This window comes from Klebsiella sp. CD33 (assembly GCF_051992865.1).
Taxonomy (GTDB): domain Bacteria; phylum Pseudomonadota; class Gammaproteobacteria; order Enterobacterales; family Enterobacteriaceae; genus Klebsiella; species Klebsiella pneumoniae.
In genome coordinates, this window is the sequence record NZ_CP197023.1 from 1,595,642 (window position 1) to 1,617,515 (window position 21,874).

Here is a 21,874-nt window from a genome sequence, read left to right on the forward strand (position 1 = left end):
TAATCCGCAAGTCCACGTCGCATAAGGCCTGGAGAAGAAGTCAATAAAACAGAAAAAAAAATGAAAATTTGATCGAGTGCTGATTTCTTCATCGGAAGAAATAATCACGCGGCTTGATGCCGCGCAATCATCATAAGCGGAGGTGTTGACCTCAGTCCTGTTTGGCGGTGGTATGCAACATATAGTTAACATCAACCCCTGGCGCTAACTTGAAGGTATTGGTCAGCGGATTGTAATGCAGACCGATGATATGCTGCTCTTTCAGAGTAGTCTGATCTACCCAGCCCAGCAGCTCGGCCGGTTTGATAAACTTCTTCACATCATGAGTGCCTTTGGGCACCATCTTCATGACATATTCCGCCCCGACTACCGCCATCAGCCAGGCCTTGCCGTTGCGGTTGATGGTGGAGAAGAAGACCTGGCCGCCGGGTTTCACTAACCGCGCGCAGGCGTGCACCACCGACTGCGGGTCGGGGACGTGCTCCAGCATCTCCATGCAGGTCACGACGTCATACTGCTGGGGATGCTTCGCGGCATGTTCCTCAACTGTTTCCTGAACATAGTCTACCTGAATACCGCTCTCCAGGGCGTGCAGCCTGGCGACCTGCAGCGGTTCGGCCCCCATGTCCAGCCCGGTGACCGTCGCGCCTTCGCGCGCCATGCTCTCGGCGAGGATGCCGCCGCCGCAGCCGACATCGAGGACTTTTTTACCGAACAGGCCGCCGGAGCGTTCGGCAATATAGCCCAGCCGCAGCGGGTTGATGCGGTGGAGCGGTTTGAACTCGCCCTCCAGATCCCACCAGCGCGAGGCGACGGCTTCGAATTTGGCGATTTCAGCATGATCGACATTAGGGGCTACCGACGTTTTTTCGGCATTCATGGGCGCTTTTACTCCTTTTCTGTTCAGACCTGCGAGTATATCAGCAGCGCGCCATGAATAAACCGTATTGCTTTACCTCTATTAGCGCGGCTGTGTTATAATTTGCGACCTTTGAATCCGGGATACAGTAGAGGGATAGCGGTTAGATGAGCGACCTTGCGAGAGAAATTACACCGGTCAACATTGAGGAAGAGCTTAAGAACTCTTATCTGGATTATGCGATGTCGGTCATTGTTGGCCGTGCGCTGCCGGATGTCCGAGATGGCCTGAAGCCGGTACACCGTCGCGTACTTTACGCCATGAACGTATTGGGCAATGACTGGAACAAAGCCTATAAAAAATCAGCCCGTGTCGTTGGTGACGTAATCGGTAAATACCACCCGCACGGCGACTCCGCGGTATACGACACCATCGTGCGTATGGCGCAGCCGTTCTCGCTGCGTTACATGCTGGTGGACGGCCAGGGTAACTTTGGTTCCATCGACGGCGACTCCGCCGCGGCGATGCGTTATACCGAAATTCGTCTGGCGAAAATCGCTCATGAGCTGATGGCCGATCTTGAAAAAGAGACGGTCGATTTCGTCGACAACTATGACGGTACGGAGCGTATTCCGGACGTCATGCCGACCAAAATTCCTAACCTGCTGGTGAACGGCGCCTCCGGGATCGCCGTAGGGATGGCCACCAACATACCGCCGCATAACCTGACGGAAGTGATTAACGGCTGTCTGGCGTATGTTGACGATGAAGACATCAGCATTGAAGGGCTGATGGCGCATATTCCTGGCCCTGATTTCCCGACCGCCGCCATTATCAATGGCCGTCGCGGCATCGAAGAGGCCTACCGCACCGGTCGCGGTAAAGTGTACATTCGCGCGCGCGCGGAAGTGGAAGTGGACGCGAAATCCGGCCGCGAAACCATCATCGTGCACGAAATTCCGTATCAGGTGAACAAAGCGCGCCTGATCGAGAAAATCGCCGAGCTGGTCAAAGAAAAACGCGTGGAAGGCATCAGCGCGCTGCGTGACGAGTCTGATAAAGACGGGATGCGCATCGTGATTGAAGTGAAGCGCGATGCGGTAGGGGAAGTGGTGCTTAACAACCTCTATTCCCAGACCCAGCTGCAGGTCTCCTTCGGCATCAACATGGTTGCGCTGCACCATGGTCAGCCGAAAATCATGAACCTGAAGGACATTATCGCCGCGTTTGTACGCCACCGCCGTGAAGTGGTGACCCGTCGTACGATTTTCGAACTGCGCAAAGCGCGCGACCGGGCGCATATCCTCGAAGCGCTGGCCGTTGCGCTGGCCAATATCGACCCGATTATCGAACTGATCCGTCGCGCGCCGACCCCGGCAGAAGCGAAAACGGCGCTGGTTGCCCAGGCGTGGGATCTCGGTAACGTCGCGGCGATGCTGGAGCGCGCCGGGGATGACGCCGCGCGTCCGGAATGGCTGGAGCCAGAGTTCGGCGTGCGCGACGGTAAATACTACCTGACCGAGCAGCAGGCTCAGGCGATTCTGGATCTGCGTCTGCAGAAACTGACCGGCCTTGAGCATGAAAAACTGCTCGACGAATATAAAGAGCTGCTGGAGCAGATCGCAGAGCTGCTGCACATTCTCGGCAGCGCCGACCGTCTGATGGAAGTGATTCGCGAAGAGCTGGAGCTGATCCGCGACCAGTTCGGCGACGAACGTCGTACCGAAATCACCGCCAACAGCGCTGATATTAACATCGAAGATCTGATCAACCAGGAAGATGTGGTGGTCACCCTGTCGCATCAGGGGTATGTGAAGTATCAGCCGCTGACCGACTACGAAGCACAGCGTCGTGGCGGTAAAGGCAAATCAGCAGCGCGCATTAAAGAAGAAGACTTTATCGACCGCCTGCTGGTGGCTAACACCCATGACACCATCCTCTGCTTCTCAAGCCGCGGCCGTCTGTACTGGATGAAGGTCTATCAGCTGCCGGAAGCCAGCCGCGGCGCGCGCGGTCGGCCGATCGTCAACCTGCTGCCGCTGGAAGCCGATGAGCGCATTACCGCCATCCTGCCGGTCCGCGAGTACGAAGAGGGCGTCAACGTCTTTATGGCGACCGCCAGCGGTACCGTGAAGAAAACCGCGCTGACCGAGTTCAGCCGTCCGCGTTCCGCCGGTATCATCGCGGTCAACCTGAACGAAGGCGATGAGCTGATCGGCGTCGATCTGACCTCTGGTCAGGATGAAGTGATGCTGTTCTCCGCGGCCGGTAAGGTTGTACGCTTCAAGGAAGACGCCGTTCGCGCCATGGGCCGTACCGCCACCGGCGTACGCGGTATTAAGCTTGCGGAAAACGACAGCGTCGTCTCGCTGATTATTCCACGCGGCGAAGGCGCGATCCTGACGGTGACGCAAAACGGTTACGGTAAACGTACCGCGGCGGCGGAGTATCCGACCAAGTCGCGTGCCACCCAGGGCGTTATTTCGATCAAAGTCACCGAGCGTAACGGTTCCGTGGTCGGCGCCGTGCAGGTGGATGACTGCGATCAGATCATGATGATCACCGACGCCGGGACGCTGGTGCGTACCCGCGTTTCCGAAGTGAGCATCGTGGGCCGTAACACCCAGGGCGTGATCCTCATCCGCACCGCGGAAGATGAAAACGTGGTGGGTCTGCAGCGCGTGGCTGAGCCGGTGGATGATGAAGAGCTGGATGCCATCGACGGTAGCGCGGCGGAAGGCGATGACGATATCGCCCCGGAAGCGGATACCGATGACGACATCGCCGAAGACGAAGAATAATCGTCCGAGGTAAATGTTCTGGAAGGGCCGGGTATTTTCCCGGCCCTTTTTGCATTAACATTGCGGCAAAGCCGGTTTACCGCTACCTTAACCGCATTCTGTTGAGTCCCTGACGGCCGAGCATCGCCACATTGAAATATCTTGCCTCTTTTCATACAACCCTGAAGGTTTCACGTTATCTGTTCAGAGCGCTGGCGGTATTGCTGTGGCTGCTTATTGCGTTTGTCTCTGTGTTTTATATCGTCAACGCGCTGCACGAGCGGGAAGCCGAAATCCATCAGGAGCTTAATCTCAACGCCGATCAGGCCCAGCGCTATATCCAGCGTACCGCGGATGTAATGAAAGAGCTGAAGTATGTCGCCGGTAACCGCTTGTCGGCAGGGGACGCGGTAGCGCAAGGGCAAAACGGCGATATGGCGGTGCCCAACTTTGAACCCCTGTACCCCGATTCCGACTGCAGCGCGATGAGCGCCACCTGGCGTAATTCGCTGCAGTCGCTGGCATGGTTTATGCGCTACTGGCGGGATAATTTTACTGCCGCCTACGACCTTAACCGCATCTTTCTCATCGGCAGCGATAACCTCTGCATGGCCAACTTCGGCCTGCGGGACGTGCCGATTGAGCGCGATCAGGCGCTGAAAGTCCTGCATCAGCGCATAGAGCAATATCGCAACGCGCCGCAAAACGAGCGCGGCAACAACCTGTTCTGGATAAGCCAGGGCGTTCGCCCCGGGGTGGGCTATTTTTACGCCCTGACGCCGGTCTATATGGCCAATCGCCTGCAGGCGATGCTGGGCGTGGAGCAGACCATCCGCATGGAAAGCTTCTTTACGCCGGGCAGTTTGCCGATGAGCGTGACGATCTTTGACGATAACGGCCAGCCGCTGATTTCGCTGGCCGGTGCGGAAGGTAAAATCCAGAGCGAAGCGAAGTGGATGCAGGAGCGGATGTGGTTTGGCTACAGTTCGGGTTTCCGCGAGCTGGTGCTGAAAAAAAGCCTCTCGCCGTCCTCCCTGAGCATCGTCTATTCCGTCTCGGTAGATCAGGTGCTGGAGCGGATCCGTATGCTGATCATCAATGCTATCGTTCTTAATATCCTCAGCGGCGCGATGCTGTTCGCGCTGGCGCGGATGTATGAGCGGCGCATTTTTATCCCCGCGGAGAATGACGCCCAGCGCCTGGAAGAGCACGAGCAGTTCAACCGCAAAATTGTGGCTTCTGCCCCGGTAGGGATCTGTATTCTGCGCACTGCCGACGGGACCAATATTCTCAGTAATGAACTGGCGCACAACTACCTGAACATGCTGACCCACGAGGACCGCCAGCGGCTGACGCAGATCATCTGCGGCCAGCAGGTCAATTTTGTCGACGTGCTGACCAGCAACCATACCAACCTGCAGATTAGCTTTGTTCATTCACGCTATCGCAATGAAAACGTCGCCATTTGCGTGCTGGTGGACGTTTCCGCCCGCGTGAAAATGGAGGAGTCGCTGCAGGAGATGGCCCAGGCGGCGGAGCAGGCCAGCCAGTCGAAATCGATGTTCCTGGCGACCGTTAGCCATGAGCTGCGTACCCCGCTGTATGGCATCATCGGTAACCTCGATCTGCTGCAGACCAAAGCGTTGCCGAAAGGCGTCGATCGCCTTGTGACGGCGATGAACAACTCCTCCAGCCTGCTGCTGAAAATTATCAGCGATATTCTTGATTTCTCGAAAATCGAGTCCGAGCAGTTGAAGATCGAGCCGCGGGAGTTCTCTCCGCGCGAAGTCATGAACCATATCTCCGCTAACTATCTGCCGTTGGTGGTGCGCAAGCAGCTGGGCCTGTACTGCTTTATCGAGCCGGACGTTCCGGAACAAATGTCCGGCGACCCGATGCGCCTGCAGCAGGTGATCTCAAATCTGCTCAGCAATGCGATAAAGTTCACCGATACCGGCTGTATTGTCCTGCACGTCCAGTGCGCGGGGGATTATCTGCAGATTAGCGTTCGCGACACCGGAGAGGGGATCCCGGCGAAAGAGGTATTGCGCCTCTTCGATCCTTTCTTCCAGGTGGGGACCGGCGTGCAGCGCAATTTTCAGGGTACCGGCCTTGGCCTGGCGATCTGTGAAAAACTGATCAGCATGATGGATGGCGATATTGCTGTCGAAACCGAGCCGGGGATGGGTAGCCGCTTTACCATCCGTATTCCTCTGTATGGCGTGCAGAATACCTCACCGGTGAGCAGAGACGGTTTCGCTGGCAAGACCTGCTGGCTGGCGATTCATAACACTTCGCTGGCGATGTTCGTCACCTCGCTGCTCAGCTACCACGGCCTGACGGTCCGCCGCCATGCCGGCGAAACGCCGGACGCCGAGGATGTCTTACTCACTGACGATGAGGCGCTGAGCGGATGGCAGGGAAGGGCCATGGTCATCTTCTGTCGCCGTCATATCGGTATTCCGCAGGAGCGGTCCGCCGGCGAATGGCTGCACAGCGTGACGACTCCCCACGAACTGCTGCCGCTGCTGGGGCGTATTTTCCATGTTGCGCTCGCCAGTGCGGAAAATAGCCCGGCGCTGATGGCCCCGGAGGCGCAGGCCGGCAATAACGACGACATGATGATCCTCGTGGTCGACGATCACCCGATCAACCGCCGCCTGCTGGCGGATCAGCTGGGGTCGCTCGGCTACCAGTGCGTGACCGCGAACGACGGGATCGACGCGCTCAACGTCCTCAGCAAGCAGCACATCGATATCGTGCTCAGCGACGTCAACATGCCTAATATGGATGGTTATCGCCTGACGCAGCGCATTCGTCAGCTTGGCCTGACGCTGCCGGTGATTGGCGTAACGGCCAATGCCCTGGCGGAAGAGAAGCAGCGCTGTCTGGAATCGGGGATGGACAGTTGTCTGTCCAAGCCGGTCACCCTCGACGTACTGAAGCAAACGCTGACGGTATATGCGGCGCGGGTGCGTAAAGGGCGGGAATAATGGGGGGCTCCGTCTCGCCGGGGCGAGACGGAGAGGGCGAAGAGATTACTCTTTGTCCGTCGCGCTCAGCGAGACGGAAGAGAGGTAGTTCAGCAAGGCGATGTCGTTTTCGACGCCCAGCTTCATCATCGCCGATTTCTTCTGGCTGCTGATGGTTTTAATGCTGCGATTAAGCTTTTTGGCGATCTCGGTTACCAGGAAACCTTCGGCGAACAGGCGCAGCACTTCGCTCTCTTTCGGCGACAGGCGTTTATCGCCATAGCCGCTGGCGCTGATTTTTTCCAGTAGGCGAGAGACGCTTTCCGGGGTGAATTTCTTCCCTTTCTGCAGCGCGGCCAGCGCTTTTGGCAGGTCGGTCGGCGCCCCCTGCTTGAGGACGATCCCTTCGATATCCAGATCCAGCACCGCGCTGAGGATCGCCGGATTGTTGTTCATGGTCAGAACAATGATCGACAGATCCGGGAAGTGGCGCTTGATGTATTTAATCAGCGTGATCCCGTCGCCGTATTTGTCACCGGGCATGGACAGATCGGTGATCAGCACATGGGCGTCCAGCTTCGGAAGATTGTTGATAAGGGCCGTGGAGTCTTCAAACTCGCCAACGACGTTCACCCACTCAATTTGCTCAAGTGACTTACGAATACCGAACAGTACGATCGGATGGTCATCGGCAATAATTACGTTCATAGTGTTCATGTATAAGGCTACCTTCTACAGCAAGCTCTTGACGTAAGCGTCAATGTCGCTGATATATTTTTCTATGCCTTGCGCATCCTTTTCGCGAATCAGATGCTCAAGCGTTTCACATAACTGCTTGCCGGGTATCAGATTAAGCATAGCAAATGCCCCTTTGAGGCGGTGGGCGGTTTGCGCCAGAGCAGCAAAATCGCCCGCTTCGATTTCAGTATACAATCTCTGAACATCATCCGGTACCGTATCGGCAAACAGTGCGTAATAGCCGCTGGCATGGAGTTCGGCGTTACTCTCGTTTCCTGAGGTGACGGGCTGAACCGCCTCCTCCGCCAGCTGCTGCTCAATAAGCTGCAGGATAGCCTCCTGCATCGCCGTGCTAATATTAAAGTTGACCCGCAGTTGGCCCGGGCCGATCTTGCGTATCCCGACCTCATCATCGCTTAAAAGCAAGCCTGAAGCAGTAAGATTAGACGGATTATCCGTTAAATAAAGATCAAAGGCTTGACTGGTCGCCCGATCGTCCGGTGTGATGCAGGACGCTCCCCAGCTCTCCAGCTGGCGAGTGACAATCCGCCGCACTTCGCTGGAAGTCACATCCAGCAGGACGATAACGTCATCCAGCAAATGCTCTCCCGCCTCTGGCGCCTCTTCGCTAGCCGGCATTTTCAGATGCAGGGTATAGCGCGTCCCCAGCGACTCCCGGGCTTTAATGGTCAATTGCCCGCCCAGCTTGCGCGTCATGCGGTCGCATAGCCAGAAGGTAAGGGCGTTTGCTTTGCCGTACAGGTCGCTCTGGGTCTCGTTGAGATACGGGAAGTGCATATTGTCGATCTCGTTTGCCGAGACGCCGTTGCCGGTATCCAGAATGCGGAAGGTCAGGCGATCGCTGGCCGACTCATCCTGACAGACGTCGAGGGTGATCTTGCCGATAGGCGTGGTGGTCACTGAATACTGGATTAACAGCACCAGCGTGCGCCGCAGAGCTTCACGGTCGCCATAGCGCTGCTCGCCGGCCGGGAGCGCATTGTTGATGAGCAGCTGCAGACCCTTGCGTTTCATCGCCGGCAGCACTTCCGGCACGACGTCGTCAATAAGCTCCTGCACCGAGAACAACGTCTGGTTGGTTTTCCAGGCATCGCTTTCCAGCAGATTGGCGAGCTGAATGTCATCGATGAGTTTGACCAGCTCATCGGCATGCTGGGCCAGCGTCCGATTCTCTGTACTACTGAGCGCCGCCGCCTCTGCCGCCAGCGTCAGCGCGGGCTGCTTCAGGGCGCTGCCGATGTGCTGCATAAAGGCGGCCCGTCCCTGCTGGTTTTTCTCATACAAGCGCTGGGCCTGCTTGAGCTTTTTATTAACCAGCACTTCGCGGTCCTGATCACGGATGATCAGGATCTGGGTGCGCGGCGCTACCTGGCTGCGATACTGGCGGATTTCATACTGCTCATTATTGACGGTGGCCTGGATCACCCCCTGGTGCTGGTCCGCCATATTGGTGATGTTCTGCAGATTCAGGTGCGGAAGCAGATGGTCGGCAATTGGATTGCTGATAACCGTTCGGTTGGCTTCCTGATCGTGAACGAGCAGCCCCAGCGGCAGCAGAGAAACAATCTCTTCGTTAATGGCGCGCAGCAGACGCAGTTCGCTGTTGGCGGCGGAGGGGAGCCCGGCGCCAGACGAATGGCTGCGTCCTTTATAGTGGCGAAAGGTGGTAAAACCAAACAGCGCTAGCGCCAGCAGACCAATGTTGAGCAGCAGCGGCAGAAGAATGTTCTGCATGGACTCCAGCAGCATGGTGCTCATTGGTACCGTCCACAGCAACTGCATACCGGTGGTGCTGATGTCGGTGGCGATGTCAATCTGCATGCCGTTAAAGGTGATCCCGATATGATCGGCGCTCTCTTTATCCGGCGTGGTGGCGAGATTTTGCGACGGGTCAGGCTCGATACGGAAGCTGTCGATGGTCATGCCGGGCGGGATCAGATCGTTAATCGGCAGGTCGAAGGCGACCACCGTGGCAAGGTGTCCGGGCTGGTTGAAGGTGGTGCGTAACGTAAAATAGTGCGCGTTCTGCCAGGCGAGATGGCGCAGCGGCGAGAACGTCTCGCGCTCATCAAGGGTATTAGCCTGCAGCAGCATTTCCGCGCGCCGCGACTCCACGACGCTGCTGATCGTTGACTCTTTGAAGCTCGAAGAGAGGTCCTTCAACGGCAGGGTGGAGACCAGGATCAGACTATTGTCCAGGCCGTTGAGATAGTACATCGACCACGGAATGGTCTCCGCGCCCCACAAAATATCGAGATAATCGGACATTTTCTGCGTCATTTCGAGGGTGGAGCTGTCATGGGAGCCAAAGATCAGGGCTTCGGTTTTACGCCGGGGTTTCTCCAGGTAGTAAACGTCCTGTTTTAAACGCGTCTCCTGCAGACCGCCGCTTGCGGTGTTGACTGAGGTGGCGGCGATATTGTCGTAGATCTGCCAGGTGGCATAGCGCCAGGCGTCAATGCGCTGGTGCAGAGCGTGGGAGACATCAACCACCTGATAGCTTTTCTCCTTCAGCCAGGCATTGACGGCGCTTTGGATCATCACCCCCATTGTCGCCAGCAGGACAATAACCATCAAAATGAAGAAGCGGCTGATGTTGCCGGGGATCAGGGAGAATTTTTTCGGGGTCATCTTGTGGCTGAACGACTCATCATTGTTTGTAAACAGGATGTAGCGCCAGAGTAACTGGCAACAAAGCAGATGCTGCTGGCAGTATAAAGGCTAATGGCGTAAATCCATACTACAGATTGGCGCCAGCGGTGCGATGCCGCCCAGGAATTATCTTAGAAACGAAGCGTAAATGAAACCGCGCCGGGAAGGTTAACCGGCGACGATATTGACGGAAACAAAAGGGAAGAATCGCACGAAATAACAAGACATTGGCAGAATATGCACCACTGATGGCCTAATTGATTGATTAATAGTCGTTAGGGAATCATTAGCCGTAGCACAGATAAATTAAAGTTGTGTAAAGAAGGGTAAAAAAAACCGGATGCGAGGCATCCGGTTGAAATAGGGGTAAACAGACATTCAGAACTGAATGACGGTAATAAATAAAGTTAATGATGATAGCGACTCTTATTTTAGCCACCAATGATCATTTTGTTTTACCATTCAGTGCTATAGATATGTTGTTGTTTATCACTTTGATTATAAAAGGTTAAATATTTTTTTTGATGATTAGTGCGTATTTCCCTGACCATTTTGCGGTGAAAAAAGTTCCGCTGAATTTACAAATTGAAACATCTTGTGGGAACTTTGAAACATCTTAGAAGTTTTAGTATCATATTCTTGTTGGATTATTCTGCATTTTGCAGCACAATGAAATAGCCGACTGATTAGAAGGGTAATCAGTAAGCAGTGGCATAATAAAAGGCATATAACAAACAGAGGGTTAATAACATGAAAGTTAAAGTACTGTCCCTCCTGGTACCGGCTCTGCTGGTAGCAGGCGCAGCAAATGCGGCTGAAATTTATAACAAAGACGGCAACAAATTAGACCTGTACGGTAAAATTGACGGTCTGCACTACTTCTCTGACGACAAGAGCGTCGACGGCGACCAGACCTACATGCGTGTAGGCGTGAAAGGCGAAACCCAGATCAACGACCAGCTGACCGGTTACGGCCAGTGGGAATACAACGTTCAGGCGAACAACACTGAAAGCTCCAGCGATCAGGCATGGACTCGTCTGGCATTCGCAGGCCTGAAATTTGGCGACGCGGGCTCTTTCGACTACGGTCGTAACTACGGCGTAGTATACGACGTAACGTCCTGGACCGACGTTCTGCCGGAATTCGGCGGCGACACCTACGGTTCTGACAACTTCCTGCAGTCCCGTGCTAACGGCGTTGCAACCTACCGTAACTCTGATTTCTTCGGTCTGGTTGACGGCCTGAACTTTGCTCTGCAGTATCAGGGTAAAAACGGCAGCGTCAGCGGCGAAGGCGCGACCAACAACGGTCGTGGTTGGAGCAAACAGAACGGCGACGGCTTCGGCACCTCTCTGACCTACGATATTTGGGATGGCATCAGCGCTGGTTTCGCGTACTCGCACTCCAAACGTACCGACGAGCAGAATAGTGTTCCGGCACTGGGTCGTGGCGACAACGCTGAAACCTACACCGGCGGTCTGAAATACGACGCCAACAACATCTACCTGGCCTCTCAGTACACCCAGACCTACAACGCAACTCGCGCCGGTTCCCTGGGCTTTGCAAACAAAGCGCAGAACTTCGAAGTGGTTGCTCAGTACCAGTTCGACTTCGGTCTGCGTCCGTCTGTGGCTTACCTGCAGTCTAAAGGTAAGGATCTGGAGCGCGGCTACGGCGACCAGGACATCCTGAAATATGTTGACGTTGGCGCGACCTACTACTTCAACAAAAACATGTCCACCTATGTTGACTACAAAATCAACCTGCTGGACGACAACAGCTTCACCCGCAACGCCGGTATCTCTACCGACGACGTGGTTGCACTGGGCCTGGTTTACCAGTTCTAAGTTGCAAGCTGCATAACAAAAAGGCGCCTCTGGCGCCTTTTTTTATGTCCGGTTTAACCTCGCTGGTATACTCTTGTCGCCCTGGTAAGAGGAGCCTCGATTAATGGATATGACTTTCTTTCGCGCCGCGCTGCTGGGCGCCTGCGTTCTGCTCTCTGGCTGCGATTCAGCTACCACCCCTGCGACCCCCACCGCGACGGCCACCGTGCTGGATGGCAAAACGATGGGCACCTTCTGGCGGGTCAGCGTCATTGGCGTGGATGAGGCAAAGGCCCAGGCGTTGCGCGCCAAGGTTCAGGCCCAGCTGGACGCCGACGATCGCCTGCTGTCGACCTGGAAAAACGACTCCGCGCTGATGCGCTTCAATCATGCCGCCACTACCGAACCCTGGCCGGTGAGCGAAGCGATGGCGGATATCGTCACCCTGTCGCTGCGGATTGGCGCCAAAACGCACGGCGCGATGGATATTACCGTGGGGCCGCTGGTCAACCTGTGGGGCTTTGGCCCGGATAAACAGCCGGTCACCACCCCGGATGCCGAGGCGATAGCCGCGGCGAAGGCGCGCACCGGCCTGCAGCATCTGCAGGTTATTAATCAGAGCGGCAGGCAGTTCCTGCAAAAAGATATTCCCGATCTGTTTGTCGACCTCTCCACCGTGGGGGAAGGCTATGCCGCCGACCACCTCGCGCGGTTGATGGAGCAGGAGGGGATCTCCCGCTATCTGGTGTCGGTGGGCGGGGCGCTGGTCAGCCGCGGGATGAATGGCGAAGGCAAGCCCTGGCGGGTAGCGATCCAGAAACCGACCGACCGCGAAAACGCCGTTCAGGCGATTGTCGACATCAATGGTCACGGCATCAGCACCTCCGGCAGCTATCGCAACTACTATGAACTCGATGGCAAACGCATCTCGCACGTTATCGATCCGCAGACCGGGCAGCCGATAACCCATAAGCTGGTCTCCGTGACCGTCATTGCGCCAACGGCGCTGGAGGCGGACGGCTGGGATACCGGACTGATGGTGCTGGGGCCGGAAAAAGCGCAGCAGGTGGTGCGCGAGGAGGGGCTGGCGGTCTACATGATCGTTAAAGAAGGAGAGGGTTTTAAAACCTGGATGTCGCCGCAGTTTCGCACTTTCCTTGTCGGCGAGAAAAATTAAAAAGCAAGATTGCGGGTTTTTTACTGCGGGCTTTACCACAGACTGAGGGTACACTTACAGCTGGAGACCCGTCATGAAACCGATAGTTGCCGATATCGATGATCGCCGCTGGCAGGCGGTCTGCGAACGTGATACCCGGGCCGATGGTCAGTTCGTCTTTGCGGTACTGACCACCGGCATCTGCTGTCGTCCCTCCTGCCGCTCGCGGCGCGCGCGGCGGGAAAACGTACGCTTTTTTGCCGACGTCGCCGCCGCCGTGGCGGCGGGATTCCGCCCCTGCAAACGCTGCCAACCGGATAAAGACTACCCGCAGCAGCAAAGGGTCGACAAAGTGGCGCAGGCCTGTCGGCTGCTGGAGCAGGACGCGCCCCTGACCCTCGATGCGCTGGCAGGCCAGCTGGCGATGAGCCCGTTTCATTTCCACCGTTTATTTAAATCCGTCACCGGCATGACCCCTAAAGCCTGGCAACAAGCGTGGCGGTCGCAGCGCCTGCGGGAAGCGCTGGAGCAGGGGATACCGGTGACCCGCGCCGCGCTGGCGGCTGGTTTTCCCGACAGCAGCAGCTATTATCGCCAGGCCGACGCAGCGTTAGGGATGACCGCCAGCCAGTTTCGCCGCGGCGGCGCCGCCACCGTGGTAACCTGGACCACGGGCGACTGCGCGCTGGGTCGTTGCCTGGTGGCGCAGAGCGAGCGCGGCGTCTGCGCGGTGCTGCCGGGTGATAACGATGCGGCATTGATCGACGACCTGCGCCGGCGCTTTCCCAATGCCGAGCTGCGTGAAGGCGACCTCGATTTTTGTCAGCAGATGGCCGAGATTTTCGCCCACCTCGACGACAGCCGGCGGCCGGTATCGCTGCCGCTGGATCTGCAGGGCACCGCGTTTCAGCTGCAGGTCTGGCAGGCGCTGTGGCAGATCCCGGCGGGTGAGACCCGCAGCTACCGCCAGGTGGCAGAGCATATTGGCCAGCCGCGGGCGGTAAGAGCCGTGGCCGGCGCCTGCACGGCGAATTCGCTGGCGGTGATTGTTCCCTGCCACCGGGTGGTGCGTGAAGATGGCGCCCTGTCCGGTTATCGCTGGGGAACGGCGCGAAAAGCGCAGCTGCTGGCGCGCGAGGCCCAACATGAGGAGGAGTAATGCTCGATCTGTTTAGCGATACCCCACCGTGGCAGGAGCCGCTGGCCCCCGGCGCGGTGGTGCTGCGGCGATTTGCCCGCGAACGCGCCCCGGCGCTGCTGCAGGCGATAGCCGACGTCGCCAGTCAGTCGCCGTTTCGCCAGATGGTCACGCCGGGCGGGTACACCATGTCGGTCGCCATGACCAACTGCGGCGCGCTGGGCTGGACTACCGATCGCCACGGCTATTTGTACGCCCCGGTCGACCCGGTAACCGATCAAACCTGGCCGCCGATGCCTGCCGTATTTCATGAACTGGCGCTGGCGGCGGCCGCCGCCGGCGGCTACCCGGAGTTTTCCCCCGACGCCTGTTTGATTAACCGCTATTGTCCTGGCGCAAAACTGTCGTTGCATCAGGATAAAGATGAACAGGATCTGCGGGCGCCGATTGTCTCGGTCTCGCTGGGCTTGCCGGCCATCTTTCAGTTTGGCGGCTTGCAACGCAGCGACCCGCTGCAGCGGCTGCTGCTGGAGCATGGCGATGTGGTGGTCTGGGGCGGCGAGTCGCGCCTGTTTTATCATGGCATTCAGCCGCTGAAAGCGGGGCATCATCCGGAAACGGGCGACTGTCGTTACAATCTCACCTTCCGACAGGCGGGCGGTCGCCAGTATTAAAATAAGAATTATTCTTGATGTCATCGGCGAGCCGTTTAAACTGCTGGCTGTTTTGCTTTTGCGGATAGCCTGTTATGGAACTTCTCTCTCTCGTCTGGCGCCAGTACCGCTGGCCGTTTCTGGGCGTTATTGCTCTCAGCCTGCTCAGCGCTGCGCTGGGTATCGGCTTAATCGCTTTCATTAACCTGCGTCTGATTACCGCTGTCGATACCTCGCTGCGGGTCCTGCCGGAGTTTCTTGGTCTGCTGGGGCTGCTGATGGCGGTGACCCTGGGTTCGCAGCTGGCGCTAACCACCCTCGGCCACCATTTTGTCTATCGTCTGCGCGGTGAGTTTGTTAAACGCATCCTCGATACCCAGATTGAACAAGTAGAGAAGATCGGCAGCGCGTCGCTGCTTGCCGGGCTGACCAGCGATATCCGCAATATCACCATCGCCTTTGTGCGCCTGCCGGAGCTGGTGCAGGGGATCATTCTCACGTTCGGCTCCGCGGCCTACCTCGCCTGGCTGTCAGGAAAAATGATGCTGGTGACGGCGCTGTGGATGGCGCTCACCATCTGGGGCGGCTTTGTGCTGGTCTCGCGGGTGTACAAACATATGGCCAGCCTGCGCGAAACGGAAGATAAACTGTATCACGACTATCAGACGGTGCTGGAGGGGCGTAAAGAGCTGACCCTCAACCGCGAGCGCGCGGAGTATGTGTTTAACCAGCTCTACCTCCCGGACGCCAGGGAGTACCGGCACCATATCGTTCGCGCCGATACCTTCCACCTCAGCGCGGTCAACTGGTCGAATATTATGATGCTTGGCGCCATCGGGCTGGTATTCTGGATGGCCAACAGCCTCGGCTGGGCCGATACCGCCGTGGCGGCGACCTATTCCCTGACGCTGCTGTTTCTGCGCACGCCGCTGCTCTCCGCCGTCGGCGCGCTGCCCACGCTGCTCAGCGCCCAGGTGGCGTTTAACAAGCTGCGTCAGTTCTCCCTCGCCCCGTACCGGGCCGACTTTCCCCGGCCGCAGGCGCATCCTGACTGGCAGACGCTGGAGCTGCGCGATGTCACCTTTCATTATCCGGACCAGCGCTTTGCGGTAGGGCCGCTTAATCTGACGCTGAAGCGCGGCGAGCTGGTGTTTCTGATAGGCGGCAACGGCAGCGGCAAGTCAACGCTGGCGATGCTCCTGACCGGCCTGTACCAGCCAATATCCGGTCAGATCCTCGTCGACGGCCAGCCGCTGGCGGCGGAGAGGCCAGAGGAGTACCGCAAACTGTTTTCCGCAGTGTTTACCGACGTCTGGCTGTTTGACCGCCTGCTCGGGCCGCAGGGCGAGGAGGCCGATCCGGCGCTGGTGGCGACATGGCTGGAGCGTCTGCAAATGGCCCACAAGCTGCAGCTGGAGAACGGAAAAATCGCCGACCTGAGGCTGTCGAAAGGGCAGAAGAAGCGCGTGGCGCTCCTGCTGGCGCTGGCCGAGTCCCGGGACATCATTCTGCTGGATGAATGGGCGGCGGATCAGGATCCGCATTTCCGCCGCGAGTTCTACCAGGTCCTGCTGCCGCTGATGCAACAGATGGGCAAAACCGTGTTCGCCATCAGCCATGACGATCACTACTTCCAGCACGCCGATCGTCTGCTGGAGATGCGCGCCGGCCAGCTCGCCGAACTTACCGGCGAAGAGCGGGAACAGGCTTCCCGCGATGCGGTGGCCCGTACGGCCTGATTCACAACGCGCGCCCGGAAAAGCCCGGGCGCCGCTGAAATTTTCAGCGTCTACATCGCTGACGGTTATTATTTCCCCCTCCTCGCGCTATGCTTAAGGCTTCCGGCCCGCAGGCCGGCTCACCATTCTCAAAAGGATTGCCCGATCGATGTCCGTTTTGCATAAAAAAAGCGCCCGCTTGCGTGACGAAGAGCGCGCCCGTCTGATTTGGCTCTTGAGCACCGATAAAGCGGTGACTTCCGCGCTGCTGGGCAAACTGACGCTGGCTGAACGATATGATGAAGGGACGCTGGCCGATGACCTGGCCGAAGTGGAAATGCTGGTCTCGCATCTGCCGCCGCCGGATCTCGCCGATGCGCTGGAAGCGCTTCCCTATGACGCCCGCACCGCGCTATGGTGCCTGGTGCCCGACGATAAACGCGGCGAAGTGCTGCTGGAGGCCTCAGAGAACGTCTGGGGCGACCTGATCGACAAGATGAGCGATCCCGAGCTGCTGCAGGCCATGCAGCCGCTGGATATCGATGAACAGGTTTACCTGCTGCAGCATCTGCCGCGCAACCTGACCGGACGGCTGCTGGCGACCCTGCCGGCCGAGAAGCGCGCCCGTATTCGCCAGATTATGCGCTACGCCGACAACAGCGTCGGGTCGATCATGGAGTTTGAGGTCATTACGGTGCGACCGGAGGCCACCCTGGCAGCGGTGCAGCGCTATCTGCGGCGTCTCGGTAAAATGCCGGAAAACACCGATAAGCTGTTCGTTACCACCCGTAACAAGCTGCTGCTCGGCGAGCTGGAGCTGCAGACCATTCTGCTCAATGATGCGCAGAAGCGGGTGGGGGAGGTGATGGAGGGCGACCCGGTCACCTTTCAGCCGCACGAAGAGGCGGAGAAGGTGGCGCGCACCTTCGAACGTGATGACTTGCTCAGCGCCGCCGTCATTGATGCCGACGGCAAGCTGATCGGGCGCCTGACCATCGATGAGATCGTCGATGTGGTTTATGAAGAAACCGATAACGATCTGCGGCGGATGGGCGGCCTGAGCGATGAAGAGGATGTCTTCGCCCCGGTCAGCAAAGCGGTGAAAACCCGCTGGGCATGGCTGGCGGTCAATCTGTGTACGGCGTTTATTGCTTCCCGGGTCATCGACGGCTTCGAACACACCATTTCACAGCTGGTGGCGCTGGCCTCGCTGATGCCGATCGTCGCCGGCATCGGCGGCAACACCGGCAACCAGACGATCACCATGATCGTCCGGGCGATGGCGCTGCAGCAGATCCAGCCCGGCAGCTTTACTTTTCTGATCCTGCGTGAAATGGGTGTTGCGCTGATTAATGGCCTGGTGTGGGGCGGGATTATGGGGGCCATCACCTGGTGGCTGTATGACGATCCGCAGCTCGGCGGGGTGATGACGCTGGCCATGATGCTCAACCTGCTGATGGCGGCAATGATGGGCGTGATAATCCCGATGGTCATGGTGAAGCTGGGGCGTGACCCGGCGGTCGGCTCCAGCGTGATGATCACCGCCATCACCGACACCGGCGGCTTCTTTATTTTTCTGGGTCTGGCGACGCTGTTTCTGATGTAGCCTGCGCTTTTGCCCGCAGGCGGCGGGGGATGATCGCCATCGCGACAATCCCCGCCAGCACACCGATCGCCAGATTGCTGGTTCCCACCGTCGCGGCGACAGTCACCAGCATCACCAGCGTTTCCGGCCACGGATTACGCGCCAGCTCGACCGGACGAATGCTGTGCCAGCTAAATGTCTTCACCGCCACGATCACCATCACCCCAGCCAGAACCGCCATCGGGATCTTCGCCATCACCTGGCTGAGCGCTGTCACCAGCAGGAGCAGCACCAGGCCGGCGATAACCGTTGAGAGGCGGCTGCGGGCCCGGCCCATTTCCACGTTCACGATAGTCTGGCCGATCATCGCGCAGCCGGCGATGCCGCCATAGCAGCCGGCAAGGATATTGGCGATACCCAGCCCGGCGCTTTCCCGCGATTTGTTCGACGGGGTATGAGTGAGATCATCTACCAGCTTAGCCGTCAGCAAGGACTCCATCAGGCCGACAAAGGCGATGCTGAGGGCGCACGGCCAGATTATCTGCAGGGTGGTCAGGTTCAGGGGAACGGTCAGGGCGGTGAACCCCGGCAGGCCGCCGCTCATTGACCCTTCATCGCCGACGGTCGGCAGCTGCTGGCCGGTGGTCGCGGTATAGAGGGTGAGCGCGACGATGGCGATCAGCGGCGCCGGGATAGCCTTAATAACGCGCGGCGCCCACAGGACGATAAGCAGCGTCAGGACGAACAGGCCAACGATTAGCGGTTGTCGACTCCAGAAATGCGGCACCTGAGCAAAGAAAATCAGGATCCCGAGGGCGTTGACGAAGCCGGTCATCACCGCCGGGGGAATAAAGCGCATCAGGCGCGCCATGCCGCACAGACCAAACAAAATTTGAATAATACCCGCCAGAATGACAGCCGGTAAAATGTACCCCACGCCGTGCTGATGCACCATCGGGCCAATCACCAGCGCCACCGAGCCCGCGGCGGCGGTGACCATCGCCGGGCGTCCGCCGAAGACTGACATCGCCAGGCAGAGCACCACCGAAGCAATCAGGCTTACCTGCGGGTCAACGCCGGCAATGACTGAAAACGAAATCACTTCAGGGATAAGCGCCAGGGCGGTGAGCACGCCGGCCAGCACTTCGCGCGTCAGTAAAGACGGGGAGCGGAGGATGGGACGCAGGTTGCCGGAAGCGGCGGGGTCAGAAACTGGGGGCATAAAAAAAGTTCGCAGCTTATAAAAAAAGAGGGAGCGGTGTCAGGCCCTGCTTCCGTGCGGTCTGTCACAAAACCAGGGATGATAGCGCGGAATCTGTCAGCGCACCAGTACAAAAAGTGATTTGGTGTATACATTTATTAAACATTTTTATAACGGATCTCAAAACAGAACTTAAAATTTAAACAATATTTAAATTTTTGAGCTTCGGTGGTAACGTGAGGGGTGAGAATCGTATCACCTGCGCTAAATAAAAACAGCGAGTAAAGTAAGGCTCAAATCCGATGAATAAAAAGATGGCCGTACCACGCTCACAGGCGGTTGGTCCCAACAGCACTCGGACCAACACCCGCCATGAGCAAGAGACGGATGTATTGTTGATTGGCGGCGGCATTATGAGCGCCACACTGGGAACCTGGCTGCAGGAGCTTGAGCCAGACTGGTCTATTACCATGGTTGAGCAGATGTCCAGCGTGGCGGAAGAGAGCTCAAACGGGTGGAATAATGCGGGTACCGGCCACGCGGCGCTGATGGAGCTGAACTACACGCCGCAGACCGCCAACGGCATCAATATCGACAAAGCGGTCGACATCAACGAAGCCTTCCATATCTCGCGTCAGTTCTGGGCGCATCAGGTGACGCGCGGCGTCCTGAACAAACCAAAATCTTTCATTAACAGCGTGCCGCACATGAGCTTTGTGTGGGGCGAAGATAACGTCAACTTCCTCCGTGCGCGCTACGCGGCGCTGCAGCAAAGTGAACTGTTCCGCGGTATTCGCTATTCTGAAGACCATCAGCAGATCAAAGCCTGGGCGCCGCTGGTGATGGAAGGCCGCGACCCGCTGCAAAAGGTCGCCGCCACTCGCTCAGAAGTGGGAACCGACGTCAACTATGGTGAAATTACCCGCCAGCTGATCGCCGGTCTGCAAAAGCATGATAATTTCTCCCTACAGCTGGGCACCGTGGTGCGTCGCTTCAAGCGCAACGCCGACAAGAGCTGGACGGTCACCCTGGCGGATGCCGACAATCGTCGTCAGAAGCGGGTCATTAAAGCCAAATTTATCTTTATCGGCGCCGGCGGCGCAGCGCTGACCCTGCTGCAGGAGACCGGCATTCCGCAGGCCAAAGAGTATGCGGGCTTCCCGGTCGGCGGCCAGTTCCTGGTCTGCGAAAATCCGGAGGTGGTGAACCACCATCTGGCGAAGGTCTACGGTCAGGCCGAAGTGGGCGCGCCGCCGATGTCGGTGCCGCACATCGATACCCGTATTATCGACGGTAAACGCGTGGTGCTGTTCGGACCATTCGCCACCTTCTCGACCCGTTTCCTGAAGAACGGTTCGCTGTGGGATCTGCTGGCCTCGACGAATACCTCAAATATTTTGCCAATGCTCAACGTCGGCCTGGACAACTTCGATCTGGTAAAATATCTGATTAGCCAGGTGATGCAGAAAGATAAAGATCGTCTGGCCGCGCTGTGCGAATATTATCCGGAAGCGCGGAAAGAGGACTGGCGGTTGTGGCAGGCCGGTCAGCGCGTGCAGATCATTAAGCGCGACGCGAAGAAGGGCGGGGTACTGCGCCTGGGCACCGAAGTGGTCAGCGATGATGAAGGCACCGTCGCGGCGCTTCTCGGCGCGTCGCCAGGGGCCTCCACCGCGGCGCCTATCATGCTGCAGCTAATGGAGAAAGTGTTTAAAGATAAAGTCAATTCGCCGGAATGGCAGGCCAAGCTGAAGGCGATCATCCCAACCTACGGTATTCGTCTTGACGGCAACCCGGCGGAGATCGAGAAAGCGCTGGCGTGGACCAGTGAAGTGCTGGAACTGAAATATGAGCCAGCCGGGGCGGTGGATGAGGTACCGCAGGCGGAGCTGAAGCCGCTGAGCGGCGGCAAGCCGATGGCGGATATCGCGCTCTGATAAACGCTCTGACAAAAACGGCAGCCTGCGGGCTGCCGTTTTTTATTGCCGTTTGCGCTGTTCGCCTTAGCGGACGACGGCGTTGCCGATAGTCTCGTCGGCGCGCCAGATGCGATATTTCACATCGACATTGCTCGGCGTGTATACCACGATCGGCAGTTTGCTGTTGTAGCGCAGCATGGCGTCATCCCCGAGGCCGGCAGTGACAAATTTCTTCTCTTTTTTGCCGTCCGGGCAGGCCATCATAGTGGATACCGGGCCGCTCAGCTTCTCAAAGACATAGTAATCATAGCCCCAGCCTTCCAGGGTTTTACTTTCCAGTTCCCCGCCGAGACGATGATGGTTGCAGTCGACTTCCAGCGTCTGGCCGATCATCAGCTCAACCTTGAGCGCCGACTCATCCTGCTGCTGCGGCAGCTGAATAACCTGACGCTTCATGCCTTTTTCCGCTTTCGGGAACGGCGCGACTTTTTCCAGCGGCTGGTCTGCGGCCAATGCCCCAGCGGACATGCAGGCGGCGGTCAGCAGAGAAACGGCTAGCGTAGTGATTTTTTTCACGGTTGATCATCCTTTATTTTCGTTCCTGACAGAGATAGCCTATCATCACTCAGCTGAATGTTAAGATTTATTTACCAAT

At 57.7% G+C, this 21,874-nt stretch carries 14 protein-coding genes; 9 read left to right on the forward strand and 5 right to left on the reverse strand.

Annotation, left to right across the window (positions count from 1 at the left end; all coding sequences use genetic code 11):
* Positions 1–151: 151 nt before the first annotated feature.
* Positions 152–880: a bifunctional 2-polyprenyl-6-hydroxyphenol methylase/3-demethylubiquinol 3-O-methyltransferase UbiG gene (gene ubiG / locus ACR809_RS08035; protein ID WP_002913014.1), complete on the reverse strand. Its 729-nt coding sequence runs from the start codon at positions 878–880 to the stop codon at positions 152–154.
* Positions 881–1,026: 146 nt separating this feature from the next.
* Between ubiG and gyrA the strand changes: the two genes are divergently transcribed.
* Positions 1,027–3,660, forward strand: coding sequence for a DNA topoisomerase (ATP-hydrolyzing) subunit A (gene gyrA, locus ACR809_RS08040; RefSeq protein WP_004140833.1), 2,634 nt, complete (start codon positions 1,027–1,029; stop codon positions 3,658–3,660).
* Positions 3,661–3,791: 131 nt separating this feature from the next.
* Entirely contained in the window at positions 3,792–6,632 is a 2,841-nt protein-coding gene (rcsC, locus tag ACR809_RS08045) for a two-component system sensor histidine kinase RcsC (protein WP_002913009.1), read from the forward strand.
* Between the two features lie 45 nt (positions 6,633–6,677).
* On the opposite strand, the gene rcsB is transcribed toward rcsC, so the two are convergent.
* Together rcsB and rcsD are read right to left on the reverse strand one after the other, a co-directional pair.
* Positions 6,678–7,328 (reverse strand): response regulator transcription factor RcsB, encoded by a 651-nt coding sequence (gene rcsB, locus ACR809_RS08050; RefSeq protein WP_002913007.1) that lies wholly within the window; start codon positions 7,326–7,328, stop codon positions 6,678–6,680.
* Positions 7,329–7,343: 15 nt separating this feature from the next.
* A complete protein-coding gene (rcsD, locus tag ACR809_RS08055) occupies positions 7,344–10,001 on the reverse strand; it encodes a phosphotransferase RcsD (RefSeq protein ID WP_002913006.1) in 2,658 nt (885 codons plus the stop codon).
* Between the two features lie 771 nt (positions 10,002–10,772).
* On the opposite strand from rcsD, the gene ACR809_RS08060 reads away from it, so the two are divergent.
* The 6 genes from ACR809_RS08060 (at position 10,773) to mgtE (ending at position 18,120) form a co-directional block, all read left to right on the forward strand.
* The gene (locus ACR809_RS08060; protein WP_004180702.1) at positions 10,773–11,870 is read left to right on the forward strand and encodes a porin OmpC; all 1,098 of its coding nucleotides are present in this window, start codon (positions 10,773–10,775) and stop codon (positions 11,868–11,870) included.
* 103 nt (positions 11,871–11,973) lie between these two features.
* The gene (gene apbE, locus ACR809_RS08065) at positions 11,974–13,026 is read left to right on the forward strand and encodes an FAD:protein FMN transferase ApbE (protein WP_004180700.1); all 1,053 of its coding nucleotides are present in this window, start codon (positions 11,974–11,976) and stop codon (positions 13,024–13,026) included.
* Between the two features lie 73 nt (positions 13,027–13,099).
* Positions 13,100–14,164: a bifunctional DNA-binding transcriptional regulator/O6-methylguanine-DNA methyltransferase Ada gene (gene ada, locus ACR809_RS08070; protein WP_122051179.1), complete on the forward strand. Its 1,065-nt coding sequence runs from the start codon at positions 13,100–13,102 to the stop codon at positions 14,162–14,164.
* Positions 14,164–14,817, forward strand: a complete 654-nt coding sequence (gene alkB, locus ACR809_RS08075; RefSeq protein ID WP_004140817.1) for a DNA oxidative demethylase AlkB — start codon at positions 14,164–14,166, stop codon at positions 14,815–14,817. Before ada ends, alkB begins: the two co-directional genes overlap by 1 nt.
* A 74-nt stretch (positions 14,818–14,891) precedes the next feature.
* On the forward strand, positions 14,892–16,535 hold the full coding sequence (locus ACR809_RS08080) for a multidrug ABC transporter permease/ATP-binding protein (protein ID WP_004184919.1): 1,644 nt from the start codon (positions 14,892–14,894) through the stop codon (positions 16,533–16,535).
* 148 nt (positions 16,536–16,683) lie between these two features.
* Complete coding sequence (gene mgtE, locus ACR809_RS08085; RefSeq protein ID WP_002912996.1) at positions 16,684–18,120, forward strand: magnesium transporter; 1,437 nt, start codon at positions 16,684–16,686, stop codon at positions 18,118–18,120.
* Here mgtE and ACR809_RS08090 read toward each other — a convergent pair.
* A complete protein-coding gene (locus ACR809_RS08090; protein WP_004151114.1) occupies positions 18,083–19,243 on the reverse strand; it encodes a SulP family inorganic anion transporter in 1,161 nt (386 codons plus the stop codon). The two genes, mgtE and ACR809_RS08090, sit on opposite strands and share 38 nt — an antisense overlap.
* 359 nt (positions 19,244–19,602) lie before the next feature.
* Between ACR809_RS08090 and mqo the strand changes: the two genes are divergently transcribed.
* A complete protein-coding gene (gene mqo, locus ACR809_RS08095; protein WP_002912994.1) occupies positions 19,603–21,237 on the forward strand; it encodes a malate dehydrogenase (quinone) in 1,635 nt (544 codons plus the stop codon).
* A gap of 66 nt (positions 21,238–21,303) precedes the next feature.
* On the opposite strand, the gene eco is transcribed toward mqo, so the two are convergent.
* Positions 21,304–21,795, reverse strand: a complete 492-nt coding sequence (eco, locus tag ACR809_RS08100; RefSeq protein ID WP_004175048.1) for a serine protease inhibitor ecotin — start codon at positions 21,793–21,795, stop codon at positions 21,304–21,306.
* Positions 21,796–21,874 lie beyond the last annotated feature (79 nt).

What these genes read in the sequence shown, in the direction of transcription:
- ubiG (WP_002913014.1), bottom strand. Translation starts at nt 880, where the DNA reads ATGAATGCCGAAAAAACGTCGGTAGCCCCTAATGTCGATCATGCTGAA.
- gyrA (WP_004140833.1), top strand. Translation starts at nt 1,027, where the DNA reads ATGAGCGACCTTGCGAGAGAAATTACACCGGTCAACATTGAGGAAGAG.
- rcsB (WP_002913007.1), bottom strand. Translation starts at nt 7,328, where the DNA reads ATGAACACTATGAACGTAATTATTGCCGATGACCATCCGATCGTACTG.
- rcsD (WP_002913006.1), bottom strand. Translation starts at nt 10,001, where the DNA reads ATGACCCCGAAAAAATTCTCCCTGATCCCCGGCAACATCAGCCGCTTC.
- ACR809_RS08060 (WP_004180702.1), top strand. Translation starts at nt 10,773, where the DNA reads ATGAAAGTTAAAGTACTGTCCCTCCTGGTACCGGCTCTGCTGGTAGCA.
- apbE (WP_004180700.1), top strand. Translation starts at nt 11,974, where the DNA reads ATGGATATGACTTTCTTTCGCGCCGCGCTGCTGGGCGCCTGCGTTCTG.
- ada (WP_122051179.1), top strand. Translation starts at nt 13,100, where the DNA reads ATGAAACCGATAGTTGCCGATATCGATGATCGCCGCTGGCAGGCGGTC.
- alkB (WP_004140817.1), top strand. Translation starts at nt 14,164, where the DNA reads ATGCTCGATCTGTTTAGCGATACCCCACCGTGGCAGGAGCCGCTGGCC.
- ACR809_RS08080 (WP_004184919.1), top strand. Translation starts at nt 14,892, where the DNA reads ATGGAACTTCTCTCTCTCGTCTGGCGCCAGTACCGCTGGCCGTTTCTG.
- mgtE (WP_002912996.1), top strand. Translation starts at nt 16,684, where the DNA reads ATGTCCGTTTTGCATAAAAAAAGCGCCCGCTTGCGTGACGAAGAGCGC.
- mqo (WP_002912994.1), top strand. Translation starts at nt 19,603, where the DNA reads ATGAATAAAAAGATGGCCGTACCACGCTCACAGGCGGTTGGTCCCAAC.